This is a genomic window from Paracoccus haeundaensis, from assembly GCF_006239215.1.
GTDB lineage: Bacteria > Pseudomonadota > Alphaproteobacteria > Rhodobacterales > Rhodobacteraceae > Paracoccus > Paracoccus marcusii.
The window spans coordinates 1-22,831 of sequence record NZ_VDDC01000012.1 but is presented as its reverse complement, the minus strand read 5'-3'; the positions used below and the strand labels follow the sequence as shown (position 1 = coordinate 22,831).

Sequence of the window (22,831 nt, the reverse complement as noted above, 5' to 3'; positions counted from 1 at the left end):
GAGACGGACATGGGCTTTCTGAAACGCATCGGAATCGACAGCTATATGCTGATGCTGCTGGGCACCGTCATGGTGGGCCTGGTGCTGCCGGCGCAGGGCGTGGCGTCCGACGCCCTGGGTCAGGTGACCTATTGGGCGGTGGCGCTGCTGTTCTTTCTGTACGGGGCCAAGCTGGACCCGGCTTCGGTCAAGGCGGGGATGCTGAACTGGCGCCTGCAGGGACTGACATTCGCCGCGACCTATCTGATGATCCCGGTGCTGGGCATGGCATTCGCGCTGATCTTCGGCGATCTGCTGGGACCGCAGGTCACGCTGGGGCTGGTGTTCCTGGCGGTGCTTCCCTCGACGATCCAAAGCTCGATCGCCTTCGTGTCGATGGCGGGGGGCAACGTCCCCGCGGCGATCTGCGCGGCGTCGCTGTCGAACCTGGTCGGCGTGGCGCTGACCCCGGCGCTGGTCGCGGTGCTGTTGAAGACCGGAGAGGGCGGCGTCAGCCTGGACGCTGTGCTGCGCATCGGCACGCAGATCCTGCTGCCCTTCGTCGTGGGACAGATCCTGCGCCCGTGGGTGGGCGCGTTCGTGCGCAACCGCAAGACGCTGACCCTGGTCGTGGACCGGGGCGCGATCCTGCTGATCGTCTATTCGGCCTTCAGTGCGGGCACGGTGTCGGGCCTGTGGGCGTCGATCCCGCCGACCGCCCTGATCGCGCTGATCGCGGTCATGCTGGTGCTGCTGGCCTGCGTCTTCGGAATGATGGCCGGGGCGGGCCGCGCCTTCGGCCTGCCGCTGGAGGACCGGATCGTGCTGTTTTTCTGCGGGTCCACCAAGAGCCTTGCGACAGGCCTGCCCATCGCCACCGCGCTGTTCCCGGCCGAGACGGTCGGGGCCACCGTCCTGCCCGTCCTGGTCTATCACATGGCACAGCTGCTGATCTGCGCGATGATCGCGCAGAACCGGGCGCGGCGGAACGCCACGGCCCTGGTGGCGTAAGGGCGAAAAGACATGGGAACCGGGTTGCCCGGCCCACGTTGCCTTGGACCCAGCACCGCGGTCCAAGGAGCCCCCAATGGCACAACGCCCCGCCGCCAGGTTGTCCGTCAACGGCCAATCCCATGAATATCACGGCGACCCCCGCCGCAGCCTGCTTGACGTCCTGCGTCTGGACCTTGGCCTGACCGGCACCAAGAAGGGCTGCGACCACGGTCAATGCGGCGCCTGCACCGTCATCGTCAACGGTCGCCGCATCAACTCCTGCCTGACGCTGGCCGTCATGCATGACGAGGATGAGATCACCACGATCGAGGGCATCGGCACACCCGATGCGCTGTCGACCCTGCAGGCGGCCTTCGTGGCCCATGACGGGTTCCAGTGTGGTTATTGCACGCCCGGCCAGATCTGTTCGGCCACCGCGATGATCGAGGAGATCCGGCAGGGCTGGCCCAGTGCCGTTACCGCCGATCCGGCCGACAAGCCCGCCGTCGCCGATGCCGAGATCCGCGAACGGATGAGTGGCAACCTGTGCCGCTGCGGCGCCTATGACAACATCCTGGCCGCCATCCGCGACGCCATGGCCCAGACGGAGGCTGCGCAATGAAGGCATTCGAATACGACCGCGCGGGCGATCTGGCCCAAGCCGTCGGCAGCCCCGCGATGCTGATCGCCGGCGGCACCAACATGCTGGACCTGATGAAGCTGGAGGTCGCGACCCCCGATGCCCTGCTGGACATCACCCGCGTCGGCCTCAAGGAGATCACCCCCGAGGGTGCCGGTCTTCGCATCGGCGCGCTGGTCAGCAACTCGGACTGCGCGGCGCATCCGCGCATCCGTGCCGACTGGCCGCTGCTGTCGCGCGCCATTCTGGCCGGTGCCAGCCCGCAGTTGCGCAACAAGGCGACGATGGGCGGCAACCTGTGCCAGCGCACGCGCTGTGGTTATTTCATGGACGGGCGGTCGCCTTGCAACAAGCGCGAACCGGGTACCGGCTGCGCGGCGCAAGGTGGCGTGAACCGCAACCATGCGATCCTGGGCGCGTCCGATGCCTGTATCGCGACCTATCCGGGCGACATGGCCGTGGCCCTGTCAGCCCTGCGCGCCACGGTCGAGACCGAAGGTCCTGACGGCACCCGTGAAGTTCCGATGCGCGATTTCCACCGCCTGCCGGGGGATGATCCGTCGCACGACAACGTGCTGAAGGCGGGTGAGGTCATCACCGCGATCCGCCTGCCGGCACCGTTCGGGGGACGTCAGCTGTATCGCAAGGTGCGCGACCGGGCATCCTATGCCTTTGCGCTGGTGTCCGTGGCTGCGGCGGTCCGCATGGACAACGGCCGCATCGAAGCCGCTCAACTGGCGTTCGGAAGCATTGCCCACAAGCCGTGGACCGACGACCGAGTCGAGGCGGTGCTGGTCGGGGAACGCCCGACGCCCGCGCTGTTCGACAAGGCCGCCGACCTTCTGCTGGAGGATGCGCGTGGCCAGGGACACAACGATTTCAAGATCACGCTGGTCCGCCGCGCCCTTGCGGCGGTGCTGGCAGAAGCCACGGGGGAATGACGATGAGCGATACCTATGACACCCCCGACACCCGCGACATGCTGGATCGCACCCGCCAGGGGGTGATCGGCAAGCCGCTGGACCGGCCGGAAGGCCCGCTGAAGGTGGCGGGCACCGCGACCTATGCCGCCGAATATGCACGCGAGAACTGCGCCGAGGGCGTTCTGGTCGGCGCGACGATCAGCACCGGTCGGGTCAGGAAGATCAACCGCGACGTCGTGATGGCGATGCCCGGCGTTCTGGGCGTCTATTCCTCGGAACGGATGCTGCGCCGTGCCGCGCAGGGCACCGCGGGCGAGGCCCCCGAGCAGGACGTCTCGAAGGTCGACTTTCCGATGCAGCCGGTGGCCCTGGTCGTCGCCGAGACGTTCGAGCAGGCGACCAATGCCGCGAAGGCGCTGGACATCGAATACGAGGACCAGTCCGGCGACGCGCAGTTCCTGCCGGATGCCGCAGATGCGGAACCGGCCGCAGATCCGATCAAGGCGGGCGATCTGGACAAGGCCATGCGCGACGCCGCGCATTCCGTCGATCTGACCTTCACAACCCCCGGCCATGCCAGTGCCGCGATGGAGCCGCATGCGGCGGTTGCGGAATGGAATGGCAAGGATCTGACACTGTGGGGCAGCCTGCAGATGCTGACCTATAACGTCGCGGAGCTGGCCGACAGCCTGGGGATCGACCCCAAGCACGTGCATCTTCTGTCGCCCTATGTCGGCGGCGGGTTCGGGTCCAAGCTGGGCATCTCGCACGAGGCGGTCGCCGCGGCGATTGCCGCCAAGGAACTGGGGCGCCCAGTCCGTGTGGTCATGAGCCGCCAGCAGGTGTTCCAATCGATCATGCGCCGGTCGGAAACCGAACAGCGCATCCGTCTGGGCTGCGGCCACGACGGTCGCCTGACCGCCTTTGCTCATGAGGCGCTGGTGTCGAACCTGCCCGGAGAAAGCTTCTCCGAACCGGTGACGCAAGCCTCCGAGTTCCTGTATGCCGGCGAGAACCGCCTGCTGGCAGTGCGCAAGTCCGATATCACCCGTCTGACCGCCGGTTCTGTCCGTGCGCCGGGCGAGGCCGTTGGCATGCAGGCCCTTGAGGTCGCGATGGACGAACTGGCCGAAGCCACCGGCATCGACCCGGTCGAATTGCGCAAGCGCAACCTGCCCGACGAGGTGCCGGGCGAGGGTACGCCCTATTCCTCGCGCAGGCTGGTCGAGGCTTTGGACGCCGGCGCTGCAGCCTTTGGCTGGGACAAGCGCAGCGCCACTCCCTGCGCGCGGCGCGAGGGTGAATGGTGGATCGGCATGGGTGTGGCATCCGCCGCGCGCGTGAACATCCTGGCTAAGGCCGAGGCCCGGGTGACCCTGACCGCCAATGGCCATGTGGTGGTCGAGACCGATCATACCGACATCGGCACCGGCAGCTATGCCATCCTAGGTCAGGTCGCCGCAGAGATGCTGGGCCAGCCAATCGAGCGCACCACCGTCCGTCTGGGTGACAGCCGCCTGCCGTCCGGCGCTGGTTCGGGGGGCAGCTGGGGCGCGTCATCGACGGGTTCGGCGGTGTTCCTGGCGTGCGAGGCGATCCGCGCGACCTTGGCGCAGGCGCTTGGCTGTGCGTCCGACGACCTGCTGCTGCAGGATGGCAAGGCCTGGGCCGAGGGCGTCGAGCCGCGTCCCGTGACCGACCTTCTGTCCGAGGATCTGACGCGGACCGGCAAGATCGAACCGGGCAAGCTGATGGAGAAGGTCAACCAGTCGACCTACGGCGCCTTCTTCTGCGAGGTCGCGGTCAATGCCTTCACCGGAGAGACGCGTCTGCGCCGCATGACCGGGGCTTTCGGGTTTGGCCGGGTGCTGAACGCCAAGACGGCGCGGTCGCAATGTCTGGGCGGCATGGTCTGGGGCATCGGCAGTGCACTGACCGAGGAGCTGTCCTTTGACAGCCGCGACGGTCATCTGGTGAACCACGACTTGGCCGAATACCATGTGCCGGTCCATGCGGACATTCCCGACATGGAGGTCATCCTGCTGGAGGAGCGTGATCCGCACGCATCGCCCATCCAAGCCAAGGGTGTCGGCGAACTGGGCATCTGCGGGGCGGCGGGGGCGGTGGCGAATGCCATCTACAATGCCTGCGGCGTGCGTCTGCACGATTTCCCGATGACGCCGGACAAGCTGCTGGCCCATCTGCCCGATCCTTTCGCCCCGGCGGCGTGATCGCATGCGGGGGCGGTGCGCCGCCCCCGAACCCCTGACAGGAGCCCGACATGTCCGACGACCAGCCCAAGACCGACGACCGCGTTTTTTCCTATGACGGCCCCGTCGGGGGGTGGGGATCGGCGAAGGGGATGGCCCAGGTGGCCCGTGCCGCAAAGCCGGGGCCGGGCGCGTTGGAAACCTTGCGGGGTCAGAACAAGGCGGGCGGCATGATGTGCGCGTCCTGCGCTTGGGGCAAGCCGCCCAACCCGCATGTCGTCGAATTCTGCGAGAACGGCGCCAAGGCGACGTTGTGGGACCTGACCTCGGAGCGCTGCGGGCCCGACTTCTTTCTGGACCACACGGTGGCCGAACTGGCCACCTGGTCCGAATACGATCTGGAGATGGCGGGACGGCTGACGCACCCCCTGCGCTATGATGCGTCCAGCGACCGCTATCTGGAAACCACGTGGGATGAGGCCTTTGCCGAGATCGGCCAAGGTCTGCGTGCGCTGGACCCCAAGACCGTGACATTCTATGCCTCGGGCAAGGCGGGGCTGGAAGCGTCGTTCCTGTACGGGCTGTATGCGCGTGCTTATGGGCATGTGAACCTGCCCGACAGCTCGAACATGTGCCATGAGACGACATCCGTGGGGCTCAAGACCGTTGTCGGATCGCCTGTCGGCACCTGCGTGCTGGAGGATTTCGACCATTGCGACATGATCCTGCAGATCGGCCAGAACCCCGGCACGAACAGCCCCCGCCTGCTGCACCCGCTGCAGCAGGCGGCCAAGCGCGGCTGTTGCATCGTGGCCATCAACCCGCTGCGCGAGAAGGGTCTGCTGGAGTTCGCGAACCCGCAAAGCCCGTGGCAGATGACCGTGGGCGCACCCACCGAGATCGCCGACCGCTATCTGCAGGTGCGCGCGGGCGGCGACATCGCCGCGTTGACCGGTATCGCCAAGCATGTGCTGGCGTTGGAACGCAGCCGGGGAGGCGTGCTGGATCATGACTTCCTGAACAGGCATGCGCATGGGTTGCAGGACTGGATGGATTGGGTCGATGCGACCGACTGGACCGAACTGGAGCAGGTCAGCGGCCTGACCCGCGCGGCGATGGAGGGGATCGGTGCGATCTATGCCCGGTCGCGTGCCGTGATCGGCGTCTATGGCATGGGCCTGACGCAACATGTCCATGGGTCGGACGCCATCGGCGCGCTGGTCAACCTGCTGCTGTTGCGCGGAAATATCGGGCGCAAGGGTGCAGGCTGCAGCCCGGTCCGTGGCCATTCCAACGTGCAGGGGCAGCGCACCGTCGGCATCACCGAAAAGCCCGACCTTGTCCCGAACGACCGCCTGCGCGCGCTGTTCGACATGCAGCCGCCGATGGAGGAGGGGTGGAACACCACCACCTTCGTCGAGGCGCTGCTGGAAGGGCGGGCCACAGGGTTCGTGGGCTTGGGCGGCAACCTTGCGCGCGCGGTGCCCGACACCGATCGCGTGGCCGACGCCTGGCGGTCGATGCCGTTGACCGTCCACGTGGCGACGCGCCTGAACCGCACCCACCTGATGCCGGGACAGGCGTCTTGGATCCTGCCCTGCCTGGTCCGGGCCGAACAGGACATGCAGGGTGGCGTGAACCAGCAGGTCTCGGTCGAGGACAGCTTCAGCCATATTCATGGATCGATCGGCAATCGCACGCCCGCTAGCCCGCACCTGCTGTCCGAGACCGAGATCATCGCCCGGATGGCCGACGCGACCCTGGACCCCAACCCCAAGATGCCGTGGAGGCACTGGGCAGGCGATCATGCCCGCATCCGCGCGTTGATCGAGGCGGTCTATCCTGATGATTTCCGCGATTTCGAGACCCGAATGAACCAGCCGGGCGGATTTTATCGCGACAACGCCGCCCGAAACCGTGTCTGGAAGACCGAGAGCGGCCGCGCGCAGTTCACGCGACCCGCCGATCTGGACGCGACAGGACTTGGCGCGCAGAAAGGCGTGTACCGCCTGATGACGCTGCGGTCGAATGATCAGTTCAACACTACCGTCTATGGCATGTCCGACCGCCTGCGCGGGATCGAGGGCGACCGCATGCTGGTGATGATGTCGCCCGACGACATGGCGGCGGCGGGGCTGGCCGCGGAGCAGCGCATCACCCTCACCTCGGCCGCCGAGGACGGGATCGCGCGGCGGGTCCAGGGGCTGCGCGTCATCCCCTATGACATCCCGCGCGGCTGTCTGGCCGGCTACTTCCCGGAGCTGAACCCGCTGTCGCCCCTGTCGCGCGGGGATCTGGCATCGGACACCCCGGCGTCCAAGGGCATCCCGGTCCGCCTGGCCTGATCGGGCATCACCTGCGATCTCACCAGCCGTGGTCCGGCGGCGATCTTTCGGCATAATGCCAGAAAGGTCGCCCGTTCCCCGGCATCCAGCACGCCGAATATCTCGTCCTGACGCAGCCTTGCGGTCTGGCGGATCGTGGCTAGCACGTCGGACCCGTCCGGGGTCGGATACAGCCGCTTGGCCCGCGCATCCTGAGGGCAGGGACGCTGTTCGATCAGACCGCGCGCTTCCAGCAGGGCCAAGGCGCGGCTGACGGTGTTCTGCGGGCGCGGGAACAGGTGAAGCAGATCGCGTGCCCGGAGTCCCGGAAAGCTGACCGTCGCCAACAGCGCGGACCAGCATTGCACGGGCATGTCGTGGACACGCTCGATATGGCGGTTCGTTACCTGGTTGTTGGCAAGCACGACATAGCTGATCGACAGCAGCTCTGACAGGTCGCTGTCCAGCAGCTGCGCCAGCATCGCATTGGGGTCGTCGGTCTGCATCGGCTTCTCCTGTCGTGGCCGTCGCGTGGACGCGACGATTGACCGTTGCACAATACATCCAGATGGATCAATTGTAACGCGCCTCACGGCCGGCGCGCGGGGTTTGTTGCGTCATGCGGCCGCTCTTTGACAGATCCTGATCCGAAAGGCTTGGACCCATGCCGCAATTGCTGGCCTTCTCCATCTTGGCGCTGATCCTGTGGATCGGCGATGTCGTCTCCACCCGGACGCGGTCCTGGCTGCCGTCGGTCTTCGTCTGCGCGATCCTGTTCCTGGTGGGCTACTGGACCTTCTTCCCCGAGGACATCGTCCAGGTGGCCGGGTTCCAGACGCCGATCGTCTTTCTGGCCATGTACCTGCTGATCACCAACATGGGGACGCTTCTGTCCTTTGCCGAACTGGCACGGCAGTGGCGCACCGTCGTCGTGGCGCTGGCCGGGATCGGCGGCATCGTGGCACTGCTGTTCACCCTGGGCGTGATGCTGCTGGACTGGCAGACGGTGGTCGTGGCGACGCCGCCGCTGGTCGGTGGGGTGGTGGCGTCGCTGATCATGTCGCAGGCGGCAGCGGACGCGGGCCTGCAGGCGCTGTCGGTTCTGGCGATCCTGATCTATGTGATGCAGGGCTTTGCGGGCTATCCGCTGACCGCCATCATGCTGAAGCGCGAAGGGCGGCGCGTTCTGGACCTGCACCGCGCGGGCCGCTGGCAGGGGGCGGCACCGGTGGCCGACAGCGCCGATGCGCCGATGCCGCCGCGCCTGTTCGCGCGTTTGCCCGCTGCCTATGACACCGTCTACTTCAAGATGCTGCGGCTTGGGGTCGTGGCCTTTGCGGCCTGGGGCCTGTCCGAACTGGCCGCGCCGGTCGTCACCATCAGCCCCTTCGTGCTGTGCCTGGTCTTCGGCGTCATCGCGACGTCGGTCGGGTTCCTGGAGCGTGAGCCGTTGCGCAAGGCCAATGCCTTCGGCTTTACCGTGCTGGTTCTGATGGTCTTCATCTTCGACGGGCTGAAGCGCGCAACGCCCGAGATGCTGGGCCAACTGGCCGTGCCGCTGGTCACCATCATCGCGATCGGGCTGGTGGGCATGTACATCGCGTCCTGGATCGTGGGGCGTCTGCTGGGCATCACGCCCGCGATGGCCTTTGCCTGCTCGCTGACCGCGCTGTACGGGTTTCCCGCCGATTACATCATCACCAAGGACGTCATCGACACGCTGACCGACGATGCCGCCGAACGCGAGGCATTGACCGCGCATCTGCTGCCGCCGATGCTGGTCGCGGGCTTTGTCACGGTGACGATGGTGTCGGTCGTGCTGGCAGGTTTGTTCGTGGGGCTGATCGGATGACAGGATTTGCGGATGCACGCCGGATCGAGGCGCTGATCGAGGGCATCGACCGTTTCAACGCAACCCCCGGCAGGGGTACGACCCGGCTGACCTACAGCCCCGAATACCGCGCCGCGCGCGATTTCGTGGCGGGCCAGATGGTCGAGGCCGGGCTGGAGGTCCGAGAGGACGCCGTTGGCAACATCTTTGGCCGGCTTGAGGGCAGGCGCCCGGATCTGGCGCCGATCCTGGTCGGATCGCATCTGGATTCGGTTCCCAATGGCGGGCGGTTCGACGGCCCGGCGGGCGTCGTGGCGGGGATCGAGACCGCGTTCCTGTTTCGCGACCTCGGCCTGCAGCCGGATCGCCCCATCGAGGTGGTGGCCCTGATCGAGGAGGAGGGCACCCGCTTCGGCGGCGGCCTGTTCGGATCGCGGTTGCTGACCGGGCAGGTGGACCCGGCCGGTCTGGACGACCTGCGCGACGATGCGGGCGTGTCGGCCGCGCAGGCGATGACCGATTACGGACTGGACCCGGCACGGGCGGGGCAGGCGGCCCTGGCGCCCGGATCGGTGCATGCGTTTCTGGAACTGCATATCGAACAGGGCCCGGTGCTGGAAACCGAGGGTCAGGACATCGCCATCGTCGACCGCATCGTGGGGCTGGCGCAGCTGCGCGTGACCGTGCGCGGTCAGGCGGGCCATGCCGGCACCACGCCGATGGATCAACGCCGCGACGCGCTGACGGGTGCGGTCGGCATCCTGTCGCTGCTGCCCGATCTGGCGCGGCAGGTGGGGCGGCAATCGGTGCTGACCGTGGGCAAGATGGAGGTGCTGCCCGGTGGTGCGAACGTGATCCCCGATCTGGTGACCTTCACCGTCGATCTGCGCGCCCCCGCCGAGGAGGACGTGCTGCGCCTGATCGAGATGGTGCAGGGCGCCGTGGCGCATGCGCAGGGCAACGGCCTGACCGCCCAGGTGGAACGACAGCTTTATGCCGCGCCCACGCCGCTGTCGGGTCAGATCCACGCGGCCCTGTCCGCGCAGGCCGAGGCGCTTGGCGTGTCGCATCGGGTCATGGTCAGCGGCGCGGGCCATGACGCCATGATCATGGCGGGTTTCGCGCCCACGGGGCTGATCTTCGTGCCAAGCCGGGGCGGCATATCGCATGCTCCCGAGGAATGGACCGACTATGCCCAGCTGGCGCGCGGCATCGACGTGATCTTTGCGACCATCCGCCAGATGGCCGGCGCGATGCCGCGCTAGCGTTCCAGGATCAGTAGGTCGCCTTCGAAGCTGACACGGGCAAAGCGGCGCAGATAGGACATGCCCAGCAGGCTGTCCTGCAGCGCGCTGTCGATCACCACGGCGCGCACGTCGCGGTCCACCGCATCGCCGATGGCAAATTCTGCGATGGTCACGGGGGCCGTCGCCACGCGGCCGTTGGCCGTCACTGCCTGGCCGCCAAAGCGCAGCGTGTCGGGGTCCAGCCCGATCGCACGCGCATCGTCGCGGCTGAGCGCGACGCTGGTGGCGCCGGTGTCCACGATGAAGTCGATGGGCGTGCCGTTCAGCACGGCTTCCAGGTGGAAATGGCCGCCGGGGCCTGCGGGAACCTCGATCCGGGCGCCGTTTTCCAGCACCTGCTGGCGGGGGCCATAGGTCTGCTGCCACCAGTCGTATCCGGCGGCCAGCCCGGCGATGATCACCGCCCACATCAGCAGCGCGCGCAGGGCGCGGCCGCCCCGGCCCGCGAATTCGAACACCATCGCGCCGCCGATCACGACCAGCAGCATCGCATAGAAGGCCAGGCGGGCGATGTCGTCGCCGCTCACCCGAACAGGCCCGATCCGCGCAGCCCGTCGATCACGAACTGCACCGACAGCGCCGCCAGCAGCATGCCCAGCAGCCGGGTGACGACCATCACCCCCGTGCGCCCGAGCGCGCGCGCCAACGGCGTCGCCAGCGCGAACAGCACCATGCAGATGCCCAGCACGATCAGCATCATCAGGTGGACCATGACGACATGACCCACACCCTGGTTCTCTCCGACCAGCAGGATCATGGTGGCCAGCGCGCCGGGCCCGGCCAGCAGCGGCATGGCCAGCGGAAAGACCGAGGGGTCGTGGCTGGGCTGGTCTCCGTCGGCCTGGCCTTCGCGGCGTTCGGTGCGGCGTTCGAACAGCATGTCCAGCGCGGTCAGGAACAGCAGCAGCCCCCCCGCGATGCGGAAGGCCGAGATCGAGATGCCGATCGCCGACAGGATCGCATCGCCCGTCAGGCCGAACAGCGTCAGCAGGACGGCGGCGATGACCAGCGACCGCGCGCCGATGCGGCGGCGTTCCGCCCCCGACTGGCCGGGGGTCAGCGCGATGAAGATCGGGGCCAGGCCGATCGGGTCGATGACCACGAACAGGGTGACGAAGGCGGTCAGGTACAGCTGCAGGTCCATGCGGCCCTTATCGCGTGCCGCGCCGCCCCTGCCAAGCCGGGACGCGCCGTCAAAATCGCGTCATCGCAGGCCGCGCCGGAGGGGGGCGGGGCTTTATCGCGCCGGGTGGGCTTTCAACGGCTGCGGACTGGGCCTATAGTTGATTGCAGTCCTTGAAATCAGGTCAACGGCCTGACACCGGTACGGAGAACTGAAATGCACGCACCGTCCCCCATGGCCCTTCTGGTCATCGCCATCGTCGTCCTCGTCCTGTTCGGACGCGGCAAGGTTTCGTCCCTGATGGGCGAATTCGGCAAGGGAATCACCGCCTTCAAGAAGGGCCTGAACGATCCTTCCGCCGAACAGACCGCCGACAAGCCTGCGGCAAGCCTGGACACCCCAACCCAGCCCGTCGCACCGGTCCACACCGTCCCGGGCACCGATGCACGCGACGTGACGCCGCATACCGACACCCGCACCTGAACCGTGCGCCCCAAGGTCGAGTTCCCGAATGCTTGATATCGGCTGGAGCGAGTTGCTGCTGATCGGGGTTGTCGCGCTTGTCGTCATCGGCCCCGAGGATCTGCCCAAGCTGTTCCATACGCTTGGGCGGCTGACCTCGCGCGCCCGGTCGATGGCCCGCGAGTTCACCAGCGCGATGGAGGATGCGGCCAAGGCCAGCGGCCTGGACGACGCGGCCAAGGGGATGAAGAACCTGTCCTCGATGACCTCGAAGAACAGCCGTGGCTTGGACGCGCTGGACCGCGCGGTCACCAAGTTCGAGAAGTGGGACCCCAAGACCAACATGGGCCAGCGCATCCAGCCAGACCCCGCGGCCCCGGTCACGGACAAGGGCGCAGATGCGGCCATCCCCGCGGCGCCCGCCGTGCCGACGGTCCAGCCTGCGAACACGGCCACCCAGCCTGCCGCCGACGTGGCGCCCAATCCCGATTCGCGCCGCCGCATCTCAGGCGTGCGGCGGACGGACACGAAGGACCTGTAAGTGTCAGCGCATACCCCGATCGACGACGATCTCGACGGCAGCTCGGCCCCCCTGATCGAACATCTCAAGGAACTGCGCACGCGGATCATCTGGTCCGTGCTGGCCCTGGTTGTGGCGATGATCCTGGCCTACCTGGTCTGGAACCCGATCTACAACTTCCTGACCCGGCCCATCTGCGCCGCGCTTGAGGAGCGGGGCCAGGAATGCGGCCTGATCCTGCTGAAGCTGCAGGAGGGCTTCTCGGTCGCGATCCGCATCGCCTTCTTCGGCGGGTTCATCCTGTCGTTTCCGGTGATCGGGTACCAGCTGTGGCGCTTTGTTGCGCCGGGCCTGTACAAAAGTGAACGCCGCGCCTTTCTGCCCTTCCTTCTGGCATCGCCCATCATGTTCGTGCTGGGCGCCGCCTTCGCCTATTACATCATCCTGCCGATGGTCTTCGCGTTCTTCCTGGGCTTTCAGCAGGGTCCGCTGGCCCTGCCGGACGATCCGGCGGCCGTGGCGGGCGAGGGAAGCCGGCTGGCCGGCATCGTGTTCCAGGGTTCTGTCAGCGAGTATCTGACCCTGACCACGCGGTTCATCCTAGCCTTTGGCCTGTCGTTCCAGCTGCCCGTCGCGCTGGCGCTGCTGGGCCGGGCGGGGCTGGTGTCGTCGCAATCGCTGGCCAACACGCGCCGCTATGCCGTGGTGATCATCCTGACGCTGGCCGCCTGCCTGACGCCGCCCGATGTCGGCAGCCAGCTGGTGCTGTTCTCGGTTGTCTATGGCCTTTACGAGATCTCGATCCAGATCGTCCGCCGCATCGAGGTGGTGCGCGAGCGTGACCTGCGGGCCCAGGGCCTGTGGATCGAGGATGACGAATGACGGCTGCGCTGACGCGCATCGCCGATGCGCTTGAACGGCTGGCCCCGCCGGCCGTTCCGGTGCCCCGGTTCGACGAGGCCACGGCATTCGTGTGGCAGGCCGACCCCGACCGGCTGGTGCCCGTGGCGCATGTCGCCGGGGTGCCGCTGGACCAGCTGATCGGCATCGACCGGTCGCGGCGCACGCTTCTGGACAACACGCTGCAGTTCGCGCGTGGCCTTGGGGCTAACAACGCCCTGCTGTGGGGCGCGCGCGGCATGGGCAAGTCGTCGCTGGTCAAGGCGGTCCATGCCGAGGCCGTGGCCCAAGGCCTGCCGCTGGTCCTGGTCGAGATCGCCCGCGACGACCTGCATTCGGTCGGACGGCTGCTAGCGATCCTGGGCGCGGCACCCGAGCGGCGCTTCGTGCTGTTCGCGGACGATCTGTCCTTCAGCCACGACGACACCCAGTACAAGTCGCTGAAGGCGGTGCTGGATGGCGGGATCAGCGGGCGGCCCGCGAACGTGATCCTCTATGCGACCTCGAACCGCCGCCACCTGATGCCGCGCGAGATGATCGACAACGAACGCGCCAGCGCCATCCACCCCGGAGAGGCGGTCGAGGAAAAGGTGTCCCTGTCTGACCGCTTTGGCTTGTGGCTTGGCTTTCATCCCTGCGACCAGGATCAGTTCCTGGCGATGATCGACGGCTATTGCGCGGCCTACGGGCTTTCGGTCGATCCCGGTGATCTGCGGGCGCAGGCGATCGAATGGCAGGCCACGCGCGGTGCGCGATCGGGACGCGTCGCGTGGCAGTTCTTCACCGATCTTGCCGGGCGCCACGGTCTGGCGGTCTAGGCCGTGCCCGCACGCGCAGCCACCGTCCTGACGGGGACGCGGATCCGGGAACGCCGCCTGGCGATGGCCCGGCGCCAGGCCGACATCGCGCGCGCCGTGGGCATTTCTCCCGCCTATCTGAACCTGATCGAACACAATCGCCGCCCCGTCGGCGCCGACCTGATCGCCCGCCTGGCCGAGGTTCTGGAGGTTCCCCCCGACGAGCTGGCCGAAGGCCGCGAGGAGGTCCGCATCGCGGCCCTGCGCGAGGCCGCGGCCCATCCCGTCGCCGTGGGCACCGTGCCAGAACTGGACCAGATCACCGAATTCTTGGCCCGCTTTCCGGGCTGGTCGGGCCTTTTGATCGCCCATGCGCGGCGGGGTGCCGGACTGGAACGGCAACTGGTCGACCTGTCCGACCGCATGACCCGCGATCCCTATCTGCTGACCACACTGCACGAGGTGCTGTCGGCCGTGACCTCGGTCCGCTCCACCGCGGCGATCCTGGTCGAGGAGGGCGAGATTTCCGCCGAATGGCGCCAGCGGTTCCATGCGAACCTGCACCAGGACAGCCAGCGTCTGTCGCTGACCGCACAGGCCCTGGTCGCCTATCTGGACAGCTTCGAAGCCGAAGGTCAGGCCACCACCCCCCAGGAGGAGGTCGAGGCCTGGCTGGCCGAACCCGGCGATGCGGACCCCGATCCGGGCGATCTGACCTCGGATGCGGCGCGGGCGATGGCCGCGGATCTGTTGGCCGGGCTGCTGGACGACCGGGACGCGCTGTCGGACCGCACGCTGACCGAGGCGATCCCCGCGGCGGGAACGCCGCCCGACCCGGTGCGGCTGGCCGCGCGGCTTGGCCAGCCCCTGGACCTGGTGATCCGGCGGCTGGCCGATCTTCGCCCCGAGGGGTTCCAGGGCGCCGGCCTGCTGGTCTGCGACGGATCGGGCGTGTTGACCCTGCGTCGCGCCGCGCAGGGATTTGCGCTGCCACGTCCTGGTGACAGCTGTGCGCTGTGGCCGCTGTATCACGCCCTGGCGGTGCCGCAGGTGGCGCTGGCACGGATCGTCGTCACCCCGGACGGGCGCGCGTTCCGCACCCTGTCCTTTGCGCAGCGCCGTCAGCCCCTTGGCCTGGACGGCCCGCTGCTGACCGAGGCGCTGATGCTGATCCTGCCGTTCGACGGACCGTCCCCCGAAGATGCGCTGCCCATCGGGCCCGCCTGCCGGATCTGCCCGCGTGCCGACTGTCCTGCGCGCCGCGAACCCTCGATCCTGGTGCCGCAGGGCGGGCAGGCGCAAAGGTCCCTTTGACACGGGGCCGTGATCCGGCCCATGATCCGCCCCGGCCCGCCGGGCCGCACGCGGGGAGGGCGGATGCAGCCGGACATCCTGATGATCGAGGACGAGCCCAACATCGCCGAGGCGGTGCGCTTCATCCTGTCGCGCGAGGGGTGGTCGGTCGATCTGCATCCCGACGGCGCCGGCGGCATCGAGGCGATCCTGGCCGCGCGCCCGCGCCTGGTGATCCTGGACCTGATGCTGCCCAACCGGTCGGGGACGGAGATCCTGCAGGATCTGCGCGCTGCCGATGACGCCGACCTGGCTGCGACCCCGGTGCTGATGCTGACTGCGCGGGGGCAGACCGGCGATGACGGCGCGCGCGCGGATGCGGTGCTGGCCAAGCCTTTCGACAACCAGGAACTGCGCGCGACGGTGCGCCGGATGCTGGCCTGATGCCCGACCGGCCGCTGTTTCTGGAACGCGCCTCGTTCCATCGCCGCCGCCTTGGCGATGCGGCGCGGGTGCTGCCGGTGATGACGATGATGCTGCTGCTGGTGCCGGTCTGGTGGATGCCGGGCAGCCTGTCCTATGCCGGGGGCGCGGTCTGGCTGTTCGGCCTATGGGCGGTGCTGATCGTGGTCATCCGCGCGCTGCACCGCGCCCTGCTGCGGGCCGAGGCCGCGACCATGCGCGCCGAGGCGCCGACGGGGGACCCCGATGCCCTTTGAGGCGCTGGTCGGCGCCTGCCTCGCCTATGTCGCGCTGATGTTCGGGGTCGCCTATGCCGCCGACCGGGCGGCGGCGCGCGGGCATGTACGCTGGCTGGACCATCCGCTGGTCTATACGCTGTCGCTGTCGGTCTATTGTTCGGCATGGACGTTCTATGGCGCGGTGGGCTATGCGTCCCGGTCCGGGCTGGAATTCGCGACGATCTATCTGGGACCGACGCTGGTCTTCACCGGGGCGTGGTGGGGGCTGAGGCGGCTGGTGCGGGTTGCGCGGATGCATCACGTCACCTCGGTCGCGGACCTGATCTCGGCCCGGTTCGGGAAATCGAACCGGCTGGCGGCCATCGTCACGCTGATCGCGGTCATCGCATCGACCCCCTATATCGCGCTGCAGCTGCAATCGGTGCGCCTGTCCTTCGACATCTTCGCCACCGACGTTCCCAACGGCGCCGATGCGGGCGCGATGGGGGGAACGGCCCTGTGGGTCGCGGCGGGGCTTGCGCTGTTCACCATCCTGTTCGGCACCCGCAACTTGGCGGCGGATGAACGCCACCACGGCGTCGTCACGGCGATCGCGCTGGAGGCGGTCGTTAAGCTGGCGGCCTTCGTGGCGCTTGGACTATTCGTGGTCTGGGGGCTGGCCGACGGGCCTGCGGACATGCTGGCGCGCATCGCCCGTGCCGCGGCCGATCCCGACGTGGCGCAGGGCTGGCTGCTCAAGCCCGACCGCTGGACCGCGCTGATCCTGGTGTCCGCCGCCGCCATCCTGACCCTGCCGCGCATGTTCCAGGTCATGGTGGTCGAGGCCGCGGACGAGGAGCGCCTGCATGTCGCGGGCTGGGCCTTTCCGGCCTATCTGTTCGTGATGTCGCTGTTCGTGCTGCCCATTGCGGTGATGGGGCGCGAACTGCTGCCTGCGGGGTCGGACCCGGACCTCTACGTGCTGACCCTTCCCGCGGCGGCGGGCCAGGACATGCTGGCGCTGCTGGTGTTCCTGGGCGGGTTTTCGGCGGCGACGTCGATGGTCGTCATGTGTGCGATCGCGGTCGCCACGATGGTGTCGAACCACTGGTTGGTCCCCGCCTGGCTGGCGCTGCGCCGCATCCCCGCCCCGGACGAGACCGACGATCTGCGCGGCTTCGTGCTGAACGCGCGGCGGGTCGCGATCCTGGCGGTGGTCGCGGCGGGCTGGGTCTATCACCAGGCGTCGGGGGGCACGGCGGCACTGGCCGCGATGGGGCTTGTGGCCTTCACCGGCATGGCGCAGGTGCTGCCCGCGATGCTGGGTGGGCTGTTGTGGCGCGGCGCGAACCGCAAGGGCGCCTATGCTGGCATCGGCACGGGGTCGGTCCTGTGGATGGCGCTGATCTTCCTGCCGTCGGTGGGGGTGGGGGGCGATCTGCCGGTGCCGCCGGGGGTCGATCCCTGGACGGCCGCCGTGGCGCTGTCCCTGACGCTGAACACGCTGGCCTTCATCGGAGTGTCGATCTTCGGGTTCCCGGACCCGGTGGAACGCCTGCAGGGCCTGTCCTTCGTGTCCGCGGTCGAGCCGATCCGCCACAGCCGCATGCTGCGCGCCGACGACCGGGCCGAGCCGCTGTTGGCCATGGCGCGGCGGGTCTGGGGACCGGACGCCGCGCTGCGCTATTTCCAGGCCGAGGCGCGGGCGCAGGGCAAGACCGGCTATCTGCCCGACCTAACGCCCCGGTTCCTGACCCGGCTGGAGCGGCGGCTGGCGGGGTCCATCGGATCGGCCACGGCGCACGCGATGATCGACCGCGTGGCGGGGGGCGTCGCGCTGACGGTGGCCGACCTCCTGCAGGTCGCAGACGAGGCGCAGCGCGCCAAGGAGGAGACGCAGCGCCTTGAGGCCGCGCAGGCCGAACTGACCCGCACCGCCCGCCAGCTGCGCGAGGCCAACGACAAGCTGACCGCCCTGTCGGTCCAGAAGGACGCCTTCCTGGGCCAGATCAGCCACGAGCTGCGCACGCCCATGACCTCGGTCCGGGCGTTCTCGGAGATCCTCAAGGAGCCCGACCTGACCCCAGAGGAGCGCGGCAAGTTCGCAGGCATTATCCATGACGAGGCCGGCCGCCTGACGCGGCTCTTGGACGACCTTCTGGATCTGTCCGTGCTGGAAAGCGGGCGGGCGCAGCTGACGATCTCGGTCGCAAACCTGCACGACCTGATCACGCGCGCGCTGGCCGCGGCGTCGGCCACGCGGCCGGAACGCGGCTTTCTGATCGACCGAGACCTGCCGTCGGAGCACTTGGGCCTGATCACCGATGCGGACCGCCTGCTGCAGGTGCTGATCAACGTCATCAGCAATGCGCGCAAGTATTGCGACGCGGCGCATCCGGTGCTGATCATCCGCGTCCGTCATCCCGAAGGGGGCGGCGCGGTCATCGACATCGTCGACAACGGCAGCGGCATCGACAGCGGCCGCCAGACGCTGATCTTCGAGAAGTTCGCGCGTCTGAACGACCCCGCCCGTGCGGGTGGCGCAGGCCTGGGGTTGGCCATCTGCCGCGAGATCATGCTGACCCTGGGCGGCGACATCAGCTATCTGCCGGGGCAGGGGGGTGCAGCGTTCCGCATCCAGCTGCCGGCGCGGCCGCCGGTGCCCTCCGGTTAACCCTTTCTCAATCCTGACGGTCCATTTTGAACGGGCAGCGACAGCCTGATTCGGACGTGACATGACCCATGCAGACCCCGCCACCCAAGCCCCTGGCGTCTTGCGCCGCATGCTGCAGGCGCGTGCGCAGGTCAGGCTGGGCCAAGGCGGGGCCCCGCAGCTGCCCGCATCTCCCGCGCCGACCCCGGCCCGCGCCGCCGCCACCGCGATCGGACGCGCCGCCGACCGGCTGTACCAGCTGCCCGTCCGGGCACTGTCCGTCCAGCCCGGCGCGCTGACGCTGGCAGAGCTGCCGGAGCTGCTGCCGGAACTGCCGCTGGTCGTCGTGCTGCAGGGTCCGGGCGATCTGCTGGGGGCGATCGCGCTGTGCCCGCAGGCGGTGGCGGCGCTGGTCGAATGGCAGGCCCTTGGACGCGTGACGTCGCGCGGGCTGGAGCGGCGCCGACCCACCCGCAGCGACGCGCTGCTGTGTTCCGACTTCATCAACGCCCTGCTGACAGAGCTGACTGCCGAGATGGAGGGGGTCGAGGGGTTCGAGACCGTCGGCGGCTATCAGTTCCTGACCCATCTGGATGATCCCCGGCCCCTGTCCCTGATGCTGGAGGATCGGCCGCTGCGCAGCCTGTCGTTCCACCTTGCGATGGGGGCGCCCGACATGCGCGAGGGACGCGTGCTGCTGGCCTTGCCGCAGCCCGCGAACCAGGCGCGTCCGCGCCCCGATGCCGCCCCTGTCGCGGCCCCGGCGCCGCCGGTCGCCGCCCCCGTTCGTGTCAGCCTGGCCGTGGCGATGCATGACGCCCCCGTCTCGGTGACCGGCGTGCTGTGCCGCAAGCGCGTGTCGCTGGCCGAGCTGCGGGGTTTTCTGGACGGGCGGCTGCTGAGCCTGCCGCGCACCTGTCTGACACAGGCCACGCTGGAGACGCAGGACGGCCAGGTCCTGGCCACCGGAAAGTTCGGCGAGGCCGAGGGATGCCACGCGATCCGTCTGCGCGACCCCGCGTCGGCCGCGACCGATGACGGCATGGTCCCGGTGATGGGCCAGGCAGCCGCGATGATGGCCGCGCATGCCCCGGGCGACCTGTCCCAGCCCGACCCGTTTCGCGCCCAGGGCCTGTCGATTGACGACCTGGGGCTTGCCACGGGCACCGACCTGACGGCGCTGCGCGGCTGACCGGGCGCTTTTTCCTTGAATTCCCCGCATTCTGGTCGCATGTAACGTCGGTCCCGAATCTGACGGGATGACAAGAACGGAGTGACCATGGCCAAGGAAGAAATGCTCGAATTCCCCGGCGTCGTGAAGGAACTCCTGCCTAATGCGACATTCCGGGTCGAGCTTGAAAACGGCCATGAGATCATCGCGCATATGGCAGGCAAGATGCGCAAGAACCGCATCCGTGTTCTGGCCGGCGACAAGGTTCAGGTGGAAATGAACACCTATGACCTGACCAAGGGGCGGATCAATTACCGCTTCAAGTAAGCCGTCCCCCGGGACGGCCGACACCACCGGAGGCCGCATGATGGCCGATACGCGCCCCAGGCTGATCCTGGGATCAGCCAGCCCGCGGCGGCTGGAACTACTGGCCCAGATCGGGATCGTTCCCGACGCGCTGCGCCCCGCCGATATCGACGAGACTCCCCGCAAGGCCGAACCGCCCCGTGATTATGTCCGCCGCATGGCCGCCGAAAAGGCCGCCGCGTTGGATCTGGCCGAGGGTGAGGCACTGCTGACCGCCGACACCACGGTTGCCGTGGGCCGCCGCATCCTGGGCAAGCCCGCCGATCGGGACGAGGCTGCGGCCTTCATGCGGCTGATGTCGGGGCGCCGGCACGTCGTGCTGACCGCCATCGCGCTGCGCCACGGATCCCGCACCGCCCTGCGCCTGGTCGAGACCAAGGTCCGCATGCGATCGATCGATCCGGCCGCGCTGGAGCGGTACCTGGATGCGGGCGACTGGCAGGGCAAGGCGGGCGGCTATGCCATCCAAGGGGCGGCGGCCGCCTTCATCCCGTGGCTGGAGGGGTCGTTTTCGGCCGTCGTCGGCCTGCCTCTGTCGGAAACCGCCGCCATGCTGGCCGCGATCGGCATCCATCCCAAGATCAAGGAAGACGCCCGATGAAGGGTCGCCAAGTCGTTCTGGGGCATCTGTTCGGCCTCGAAGCCGCAGCCCTGATGCAGGACGGTCAGCTGATCGACCTGCTGGTCGCCAGCGATCCGCTGACCGCGCTGGCGCCCGGCGCGATCTGTCGTGCCTCGACCAACCGCTTCATGAAGGGGCAGGGCGGCGTGTTCCTGCGCCTGCCGGATGGCCAGACGGGGTATCTGCGCGATCGCAAGGGCGTGTCAGAGGGTAAGCCGCTGCTGGTCCAGGTCGCGGGCGTGGCCGAGGACGGCAAGGCCGTGCCCCTGTCCACGCGCCTGCTGTTTCGCGGCCGTCACGCGCTGGTCACGCCGGGCGCGCCGGGGGTCAACGTGTCGCGCAGCATCCGCGACGAGGATCGCCGGGATGAGCTGGAGGCGATCGGCCGGGCGTCCCTGGGCGATCGCGATCATGGCCTGATCCTCCGCAGCGTCTGCCTGGACGCGGAGGACGACGACATCCGCGCCGAGTTGGACGACCTGATCGAACTGGCGGATCGCGTCTGCGCCGAAACCGTGGGCGCGCCCGAACTCCTGCTGGACGCGCCCACGCCGTGGGAGCTGGCATGGATGGACTGGGCCGAGCCCGCCCCCGACGCCGTCGAGGAAGGCGAAGACAGCTTTGATCGCTGCGGCGTGCTGGACGCCGTCGATGCGCTGTTGTCTTCCCGCGTGCCCCTGCCGGGCGGCAGCGACGCGCATGTCGAGGCGACCCGTGCGCTGGTTGCGGTCGACGTGAACACCGGCAACGACACCTCGCTGGCCGCGGGACTGAAAGCGAATATCGCGCTGGCCCGCGAACTGCCCCGGCAGCTTGCGCTGCGCGGTCTGGGTGGACAGATCGTGGTCGATTTTGCGCCTATGCCAAAGCGAGACCGCGCGACGCTGGATCAGGTCCTGCAGGGGGCCTTCCGGGGGGCTGGGTCGGAAACGACCTTGGTCGGTTGGACCGCGATGGGCCTCTACGAATTGACGCGCAAGCGTGACCGCGTGCCGCTGGCACGACTGGCCGCCGCAAGCGGGGATTCGTGATGGCCTGCCCGATCTGCAAGAAGGACAGCCAGCCGCAGTATCGCCCGTTCTGTTCCAAGCGGTGTGCGGATGTTGACTTGGCCAAGTGGCTGCGGGGTGCCTATATCATCCCCGGCCCGCCGCTGGAGGACCTGCCGCACGATGATGCCGGTGACGACTAAGCAGCGCGCCGAAAAGCGCCGCAGGTCGTCGAAAAACCGCAGATTCGGTCTGGACAGTTCTGCCGTCGCTTCGTAAACACCGCCTACCCAAGACCCGCCAGGGTCCACCGGGGCCCGGATAGCTCAGTTGGTAGAGCAGCGGATTGAAAATCCGCGTGTCGGCGGTTCAAATCCGTCTCCGGGCACCACTTTCTTATTCAAGCTATTGAAAAGCCTCAGCTAAGTCCGATCTTGGCAAAGGCGTAGAACATGGCGGTATACAAATTAGCACCTCATACTTTTATCAAGGAGGGGGTGTTCTACTTCGTGCGGCGCATTCCTGTGGAACTGCAGAAGCACTACACCTCAAACAAGATTGCGTACTCGCTGCGAACTAGATCGGTTGCTGTTGCGGCGGCACGAGCGGTTCGTGCAGCCAGCCAACTCGATGAATACTGGTTTCATCTTAGAGCACAGGATAGCGAGCTACCGGGCAAGCATATGTTACGATTGAACATGAGCAAGCAGGCAGCTTCTCCACAACCAGATGAGCCTTCCCTCACCAATAATCAGCTTAAGCTCTCTGAATGTGTGGCAACGTACATTCGCCTCAAGGGGTGCGGGAAACCAGAAACTTTCCGGCGGGCAGCTGAACGTTCCTGCGGCTATGTCATTGATGTCTGCGGCGACAAAGGCTTGAGCGACTATACGCGAAAAGATGCAAACGCGTTTCGGGATGCATTGGTCGCACGAGGAATGGCCGGGAGCAGTATCACCCGCATATTCGGTAGGTAATCCTCCCCATCGTTAAGGGGGTTTATTCGTAGAATTTTCTCGTAGCGTGAGCTGAGGAGATTCGAATGAGA

The 22,831-nt window shown here is 67.8% G+C and carries 24 protein-coding genes and 1 tRNA gene; 22 read left to right on the top strand and 3 right to left on the bottom strand.

All coding sequences use genetic code 11. The features are described 5' to 3' along the window. Positions 1 to 9: 9 nt before the first annotated feature. The 5 genes from FHD67_RS07425 (at position 10) to FHD67_RS07405 (ending at position 7,090) form a co-directional block, all read left to right on the top strand. The gene (locus FHD67_RS07425; protein ID WP_139598333.1) at positions 10 to 990 is read left to right on the top strand and encodes a bile acid:sodium symporter family protein; all 981 of its coding nucleotides are present in this window, start codon (positions 10 to 12) and stop codon (positions 988 to 990) included. A 76-nt stretch (positions 991 to 1,066) separates the two neighbouring features. After that, on the top strand, positions 1,067 to 1,594 hold the full coding sequence (locus tag FHD67_RS07420) for a 2Fe-2S iron-sulfur cluster-binding protein (RefSeq protein WP_127898806.1): 528 nt from the start codon (positions 1,067 to 1,069) through the stop codon (positions 1,592 to 1,594). Further along, on the top strand, positions 1,591 to 2,553 hold the full coding sequence (locus tag FHD67_RS07415; protein ID WP_139598332.1) for an FAD binding domain-containing protein: 963 nt from the start codon (positions 1,591 to 1,593) through the stop codon (positions 2,551 to 2,553). Before FHD67_RS07420 ends, FHD67_RS07415 begins: the two co-directional genes overlap by 4 nt. Further along, on the top strand, positions 2,550 to 4,766 hold the full coding sequence (locus tag FHD67_RS07410; RefSeq protein ID WP_139598331.1) for a xanthine dehydrogenase family protein molybdopterin-binding subunit: 2,217 nt from the start codon (positions 2,550 to 2,552) through the stop codon (positions 4,764 to 4,766). The genes FHD67_RS07415 and FHD67_RS07410 overlap by 4 nt, the downstream gene beginning before the upstream one ends. A gap of 50 nt (positions 4,767 to 4,816) precedes the next feature. After that, the gene (locus FHD67_RS07405) at positions 4,817 to 7,090 is read left to right on the top strand and encodes an FdhF/YdeP family oxidoreductase (protein ID WP_139598330.1); all 2,274 of its coding nucleotides are present in this window, start codon (positions 4,817 to 4,819) and stop codon (positions 7,088 to 7,090) included. On the opposite strand, the gene FHD67_RS07400 is transcribed toward FHD67_RS07405, so the two are convergent. Next, positions 6,994 to 7,575 carry a MarR family winged helix-turn-helix transcriptional regulator gene (locus tag FHD67_RS07400; RefSeq protein WP_139598329.1) on the bottom strand — a complete coding sequence of 194 codons (582 nt, stop codon included), beginning with the start codon at positions 7,573 to 7,575 and terminating at the stop codon, positions 6,994 to 6,996. The two genes, FHD67_RS07405 and FHD67_RS07400, sit on opposite strands and share 97 nt — an antisense overlap. 158 nt (positions 7,576 to 7,733) lie before the next feature. On the opposite strand from FHD67_RS07400, the gene FHD67_RS07395 reads away from it, so the two are divergent. Next, positions 7,734 to 8,921, top strand: coding sequence for a hypothetical protein (locus FHD67_RS07395; protein ID WP_139598328.1), 1,188 nt, complete (start codon positions 7,734 to 7,736; stop codon positions 8,919 to 8,921). After that, on the top strand, positions 8,918 to 10,165 hold the full coding sequence (locus tag FHD67_RS07390) for a Zn-dependent hydrolase (protein WP_139598327.1): 1,248 nt from the start codon (positions 8,918 to 8,920) through the stop codon (positions 10,163 to 10,165). The genes FHD67_RS07395 and FHD67_RS07390 overlap by 4 nt, the downstream gene beginning before the upstream one ends. Here the strand turns inward: FHD67_RS07390 and FHD67_RS07385 are convergent. Then, complete coding sequence (locus tag FHD67_RS07385) at positions 10,162 to 10,734, bottom strand: retropepsin-like aspartic protease family protein (RefSeq protein WP_240542430.1); 573 nt, start codon at positions 10,732 to 10,734, stop codon at positions 10,162 to 10,164. The two genes, FHD67_RS07390 and FHD67_RS07385, sit on opposite strands and share 4 nt — an antisense overlap. Continuing rightward, positions 10,731 to 11,351, bottom strand: coding sequence for a MarC family protein (locus FHD67_RS07380; RefSeq protein ID WP_045998899.1), 621 nt, complete (start codon positions 11,349 to 11,351; stop codon positions 10,731 to 10,733). The genes FHD67_RS07385 and FHD67_RS07380 overlap by 4 nt, the downstream gene beginning before the upstream one ends. Positions 11,352 to 11,546: 195 nt before the next feature. Between FHD67_RS07380 and FHD67_RS20890 the strand changes: the two genes are divergently transcribed. The 15 genes from FHD67_RS20890 to FHD67_RS07305 all read left to right on the top strand — a co-directional run bounded on the left by FHD67_RS20890 (position 11,547) and on the right by FHD67_RS07305 (position 22,760). After that, positions 11,547 to 11,813: a twin-arginine translocase TatA/TatE family subunit gene (locus FHD67_RS20890; RefSeq protein ID WP_045998900.1), complete on the top strand. Its 267-nt coding sequence runs from the start codon at positions 11,547 to 11,549 to the stop codon at positions 11,811 to 11,813. A gap of 28 nt (positions 11,814 to 11,841) precedes the next feature. Next, positions 11,842 to 12,333, top strand: a complete 492-nt coding sequence (gene tatB, locus FHD67_RS07370; RefSeq protein WP_045998901.1) for a Sec-independent protein translocase protein TatB — start codon at positions 11,842 to 11,844, stop codon at positions 12,331 to 12,333. Beyond that, positions 12,334 to 13,194, top strand: a complete 861-nt coding sequence (tatC, locus tag FHD67_RS07365; protein WP_045998902.1) for a twin-arginine translocase subunit TatC — start codon at positions 12,334 to 12,336, stop codon at positions 13,192 to 13,194. Beyond that, positions 13,191 to 14,030, top strand: a complete 840-nt coding sequence (locus FHD67_RS07360) for an ATP-binding protein (RefSeq protein ID WP_045998903.1) — start codon at positions 13,191 to 13,193, stop codon at positions 14,028 to 14,030. Before tatC ends, FHD67_RS07360 begins: the two co-directional genes overlap by 4 nt. A 3-nt stretch (positions 14,031 to 14,033) precedes the next feature. Further along, a complete protein-coding gene (locus tag FHD67_RS07355) occupies positions 14,034 to 15,323 on the top strand; it encodes a short-chain fatty acyl-CoA regulator family protein (protein WP_342775274.1) in 1,290 nt (429 codons plus the stop codon). 63 nt (positions 15,324 to 15,386) lie between these two features. Next, complete coding sequence (locus FHD67_RS07350) at positions 15,387 to 15,746, top strand: response regulator transcription factor (protein WP_045998904.1); 360 nt, start codon at positions 15,387 to 15,389, stop codon at positions 15,744 to 15,746. Further along, positions 15,746 to 16,021 (top strand): hypothetical protein, encoded by a 276-nt coding sequence (locus tag FHD67_RS07345; protein WP_045998905.1) that lies wholly within the window; start codon positions 15,746 to 15,748, stop codon positions 16,019 to 16,021. Before FHD67_RS07350 ends, FHD67_RS07345 begins: the two co-directional genes overlap by 1 nt. Beyond that, complete coding sequence (locus FHD67_RS07340) at positions 16,011 to 18,656, top strand: sensor histidine kinase (protein WP_045998906.1); 2,646 nt, start codon at positions 16,011 to 16,013, stop codon at positions 18,654 to 18,656. Before FHD67_RS07345 ends, FHD67_RS07340 begins: the two co-directional genes overlap by 11 nt. Before the next feature lie 61 nt (positions 18,657 to 18,717). Then, positions 18,718 to 19,827 carry a FliM/FliN family flagellar motor switch protein gene (locus FHD67_RS07335; protein ID WP_139598326.1) on the top strand — a complete coding sequence of 370 codons (1,110 nt, stop codon included), beginning with the start codon at positions 18,718 to 18,720 and terminating at the stop codon, positions 19,825 to 19,827. An 87-nt stretch (positions 19,828 to 19,914) separates the two neighbouring features. Next, positions 19,915 to 20,133, top strand: coding sequence for a translation initiation factor IF-1 (infA, locus tag FHD67_RS07330; RefSeq protein ID WP_010397442.1), 219 nt, complete (start codon positions 19,915 to 19,917; stop codon positions 20,131 to 20,133). 37 nt (positions 20,134 to 20,170) lie between these two features. Beyond that, on the top strand, positions 20,171 to 20,773 hold the full coding sequence (locus tag FHD67_RS07325) for a Maf family protein (RefSeq protein WP_139598325.1): 603 nt from the start codon (positions 20,171 to 20,173) through the stop codon (positions 20,771 to 20,773). Then, positions 20,770 to 21,825, top strand: a complete 1,056-nt coding sequence (locus FHD67_RS07320; RefSeq protein ID WP_139598324.1) for a ribonuclease E/G — start codon at positions 20,770 to 20,772, stop codon at positions 21,823 to 21,825. The genes FHD67_RS07325 and FHD67_RS07320 overlap by 4 nt, the downstream gene beginning before the upstream one ends. Next, entirely contained in the window at positions 21,825 to 21,986 is a 162-nt protein-coding gene (locus FHD67_RS07315) for a DNA gyrase inhibitor YacG (protein WP_139598323.1), read from the top strand. Before FHD67_RS07320 ends, FHD67_RS07315 begins: the two co-directional genes overlap by 1 nt. Positions 21,987 to 22,098: 112 nt before the next feature. Further along, positions 22,099 to 22,174 (top strand) — tRNA-Phe (locus FHD67_RS07310). A 61-nt stretch (positions 22,175 to 22,235) separates the two neighbouring features. Beyond that, complete coding sequence (locus tag FHD67_RS07305) at positions 22,236 to 22,760, top strand: DUF6538 domain-containing protein (RefSeq protein ID WP_139598322.1); 525 nt, start codon at positions 22,236 to 22,238, stop codon at positions 22,758 to 22,760. The last annotated feature ends 71 nt before the right edge of the window (positions 22,761 to 22,831 follow it).

Excerpts from the sequence above, each read along its gene's own strand:
- FHD67_RS07360 (WP_045998903.1), top strand. The coding sequence starts at position 13,191 with ATGACGGCTGCGCTGACGCGCATCGCCGATGCGCTTGAACGGCTGGCC.
- FHD67_RS07305 (WP_139598322.1), top strand. The coding sequence starts at position 22,236 with ATGGCGGTATACAAATTAGCACCTCATACTTTTATCAAGGAGGGGGTG.
- FHD67_RS07325 (WP_139598325.1), top strand. The coding sequence starts at position 20,171 with ATGATGGCCGATACGCGCCCCAGGCTGATCCTGGGATCAGCCAGCCCG.
- FHD67_RS07315 (WP_139598323.1), top strand. The coding sequence starts at position 21,825 with ATGGCCTGCCCGATCTGCAAGAAGGACAGCCAGCCGCAGTATCGCCCG.
- FHD67_RS07410 (WP_139598331.1), top strand. The coding sequence starts at position 2,550 with ATGACGATGAGCGATACCTATGACACCCCCGACACCCGCGACATGCTG.
- FHD67_RS07345 (WP_045998905.1), top strand. The coding sequence starts at position 15,746 with ATGCCCGACCGGCCGCTGTTTCTGGAACGCGCCTCGTTCCATCGCCGC.
- FHD67_RS07380 (WP_045998899.1), bottom strand. The coding sequence starts at position 11,351 with ATGGACCTGCAGCTGTACCTGACCGCCTTCGTCACCCTGTTCGTGGTC.
- tatB (WP_045998901.1), top strand. The coding sequence starts at position 11,842 with ATGCTTGATATCGGCTGGAGCGAGTTGCTGCTGATCGGGGTTGTCGCG.
- FHD67_RS07420 (WP_127898806.1), top strand. The coding sequence starts at position 1,067 with ATGGCACAACGCCCCGCCGCCAGGTTGTCCGTCAACGGCCAATCCCAT.
- FHD67_RS07405 (WP_139598330.1), top strand. The coding sequence starts at position 4,817 with ATGTCCGACGACCAGCCCAAGACCGACGACCGCGTTTTTTCCTATGAC.
- infA (WP_010397442.1), top strand. The coding sequence starts at position 19,915 with ATGGCCAAGGAAGAAATGCTCGAATTCCCCGGCGTCGTGAAGGAACTC.
- FHD67_RS07395 (WP_139598328.1), top strand. The coding sequence starts at position 7,734 with ATGCCGCAATTGCTGGCCTTCTCCATCTTGGCGCTGATCCTGTGGATC.
- FHD67_RS07400 (WP_139598329.1), bottom strand. The coding sequence starts at position 7,575 with ATGCAGACCGACGACCCCAATGCGATGCTGGCGCAGCTGCTGGACAGC.
- FHD67_RS07425 (WP_139598333.1), top strand. The coding sequence starts at position 10 with ATGGGCTTTCTGAAACGCATCGGAATCGACAGCTATATGCTGATGCTG.
- FHD67_RS07390 (WP_139598327.1), top strand. The coding sequence starts at position 8,918 with ATGACAGGATTTGCGGATGCACGCCGGATCGAGGCGCTGATCGAGGGC.
- FHD67_RS20890 (WP_045998900.1), top strand. The coding sequence starts at position 11,547 with ATGCACGCACCGTCCCCCATGGCCCTTCTGGTCATCGCCATCGTCGTC.
- FHD67_RS07415 (WP_139598332.1), top strand. The coding sequence starts at position 1,591 with ATGAAGGCATTCGAATACGACCGCGCGGGCGATCTGGCCCAAGCCGTC.
- FHD67_RS07320 (WP_139598324.1), top strand. The coding sequence starts at position 20,770 with ATGAAGGGTCGCCAAGTCGTTCTGGGGCATCTGTTCGGCCTCGAAGCC.
- FHD67_RS07335 (WP_139598326.1), top strand. The coding sequence starts at position 18,718 with ATGACCCATGCAGACCCCGCCACCCAAGCCCCTGGCGTCTTGCGCCGC.
- FHD67_RS07340 (WP_045998906.1), top strand. The coding sequence starts at position 16,011 with ATGCCCTTTGAGGCGCTGGTCGGCGCCTGCCTCGCCTATGTCGCGCTG.
- FHD67_RS07350 (WP_045998904.1), top strand. The coding sequence starts at position 15,387 with ATGCAGCCGGACATCCTGATGATCGAGGACGAGCCCAACATCGCCGAG.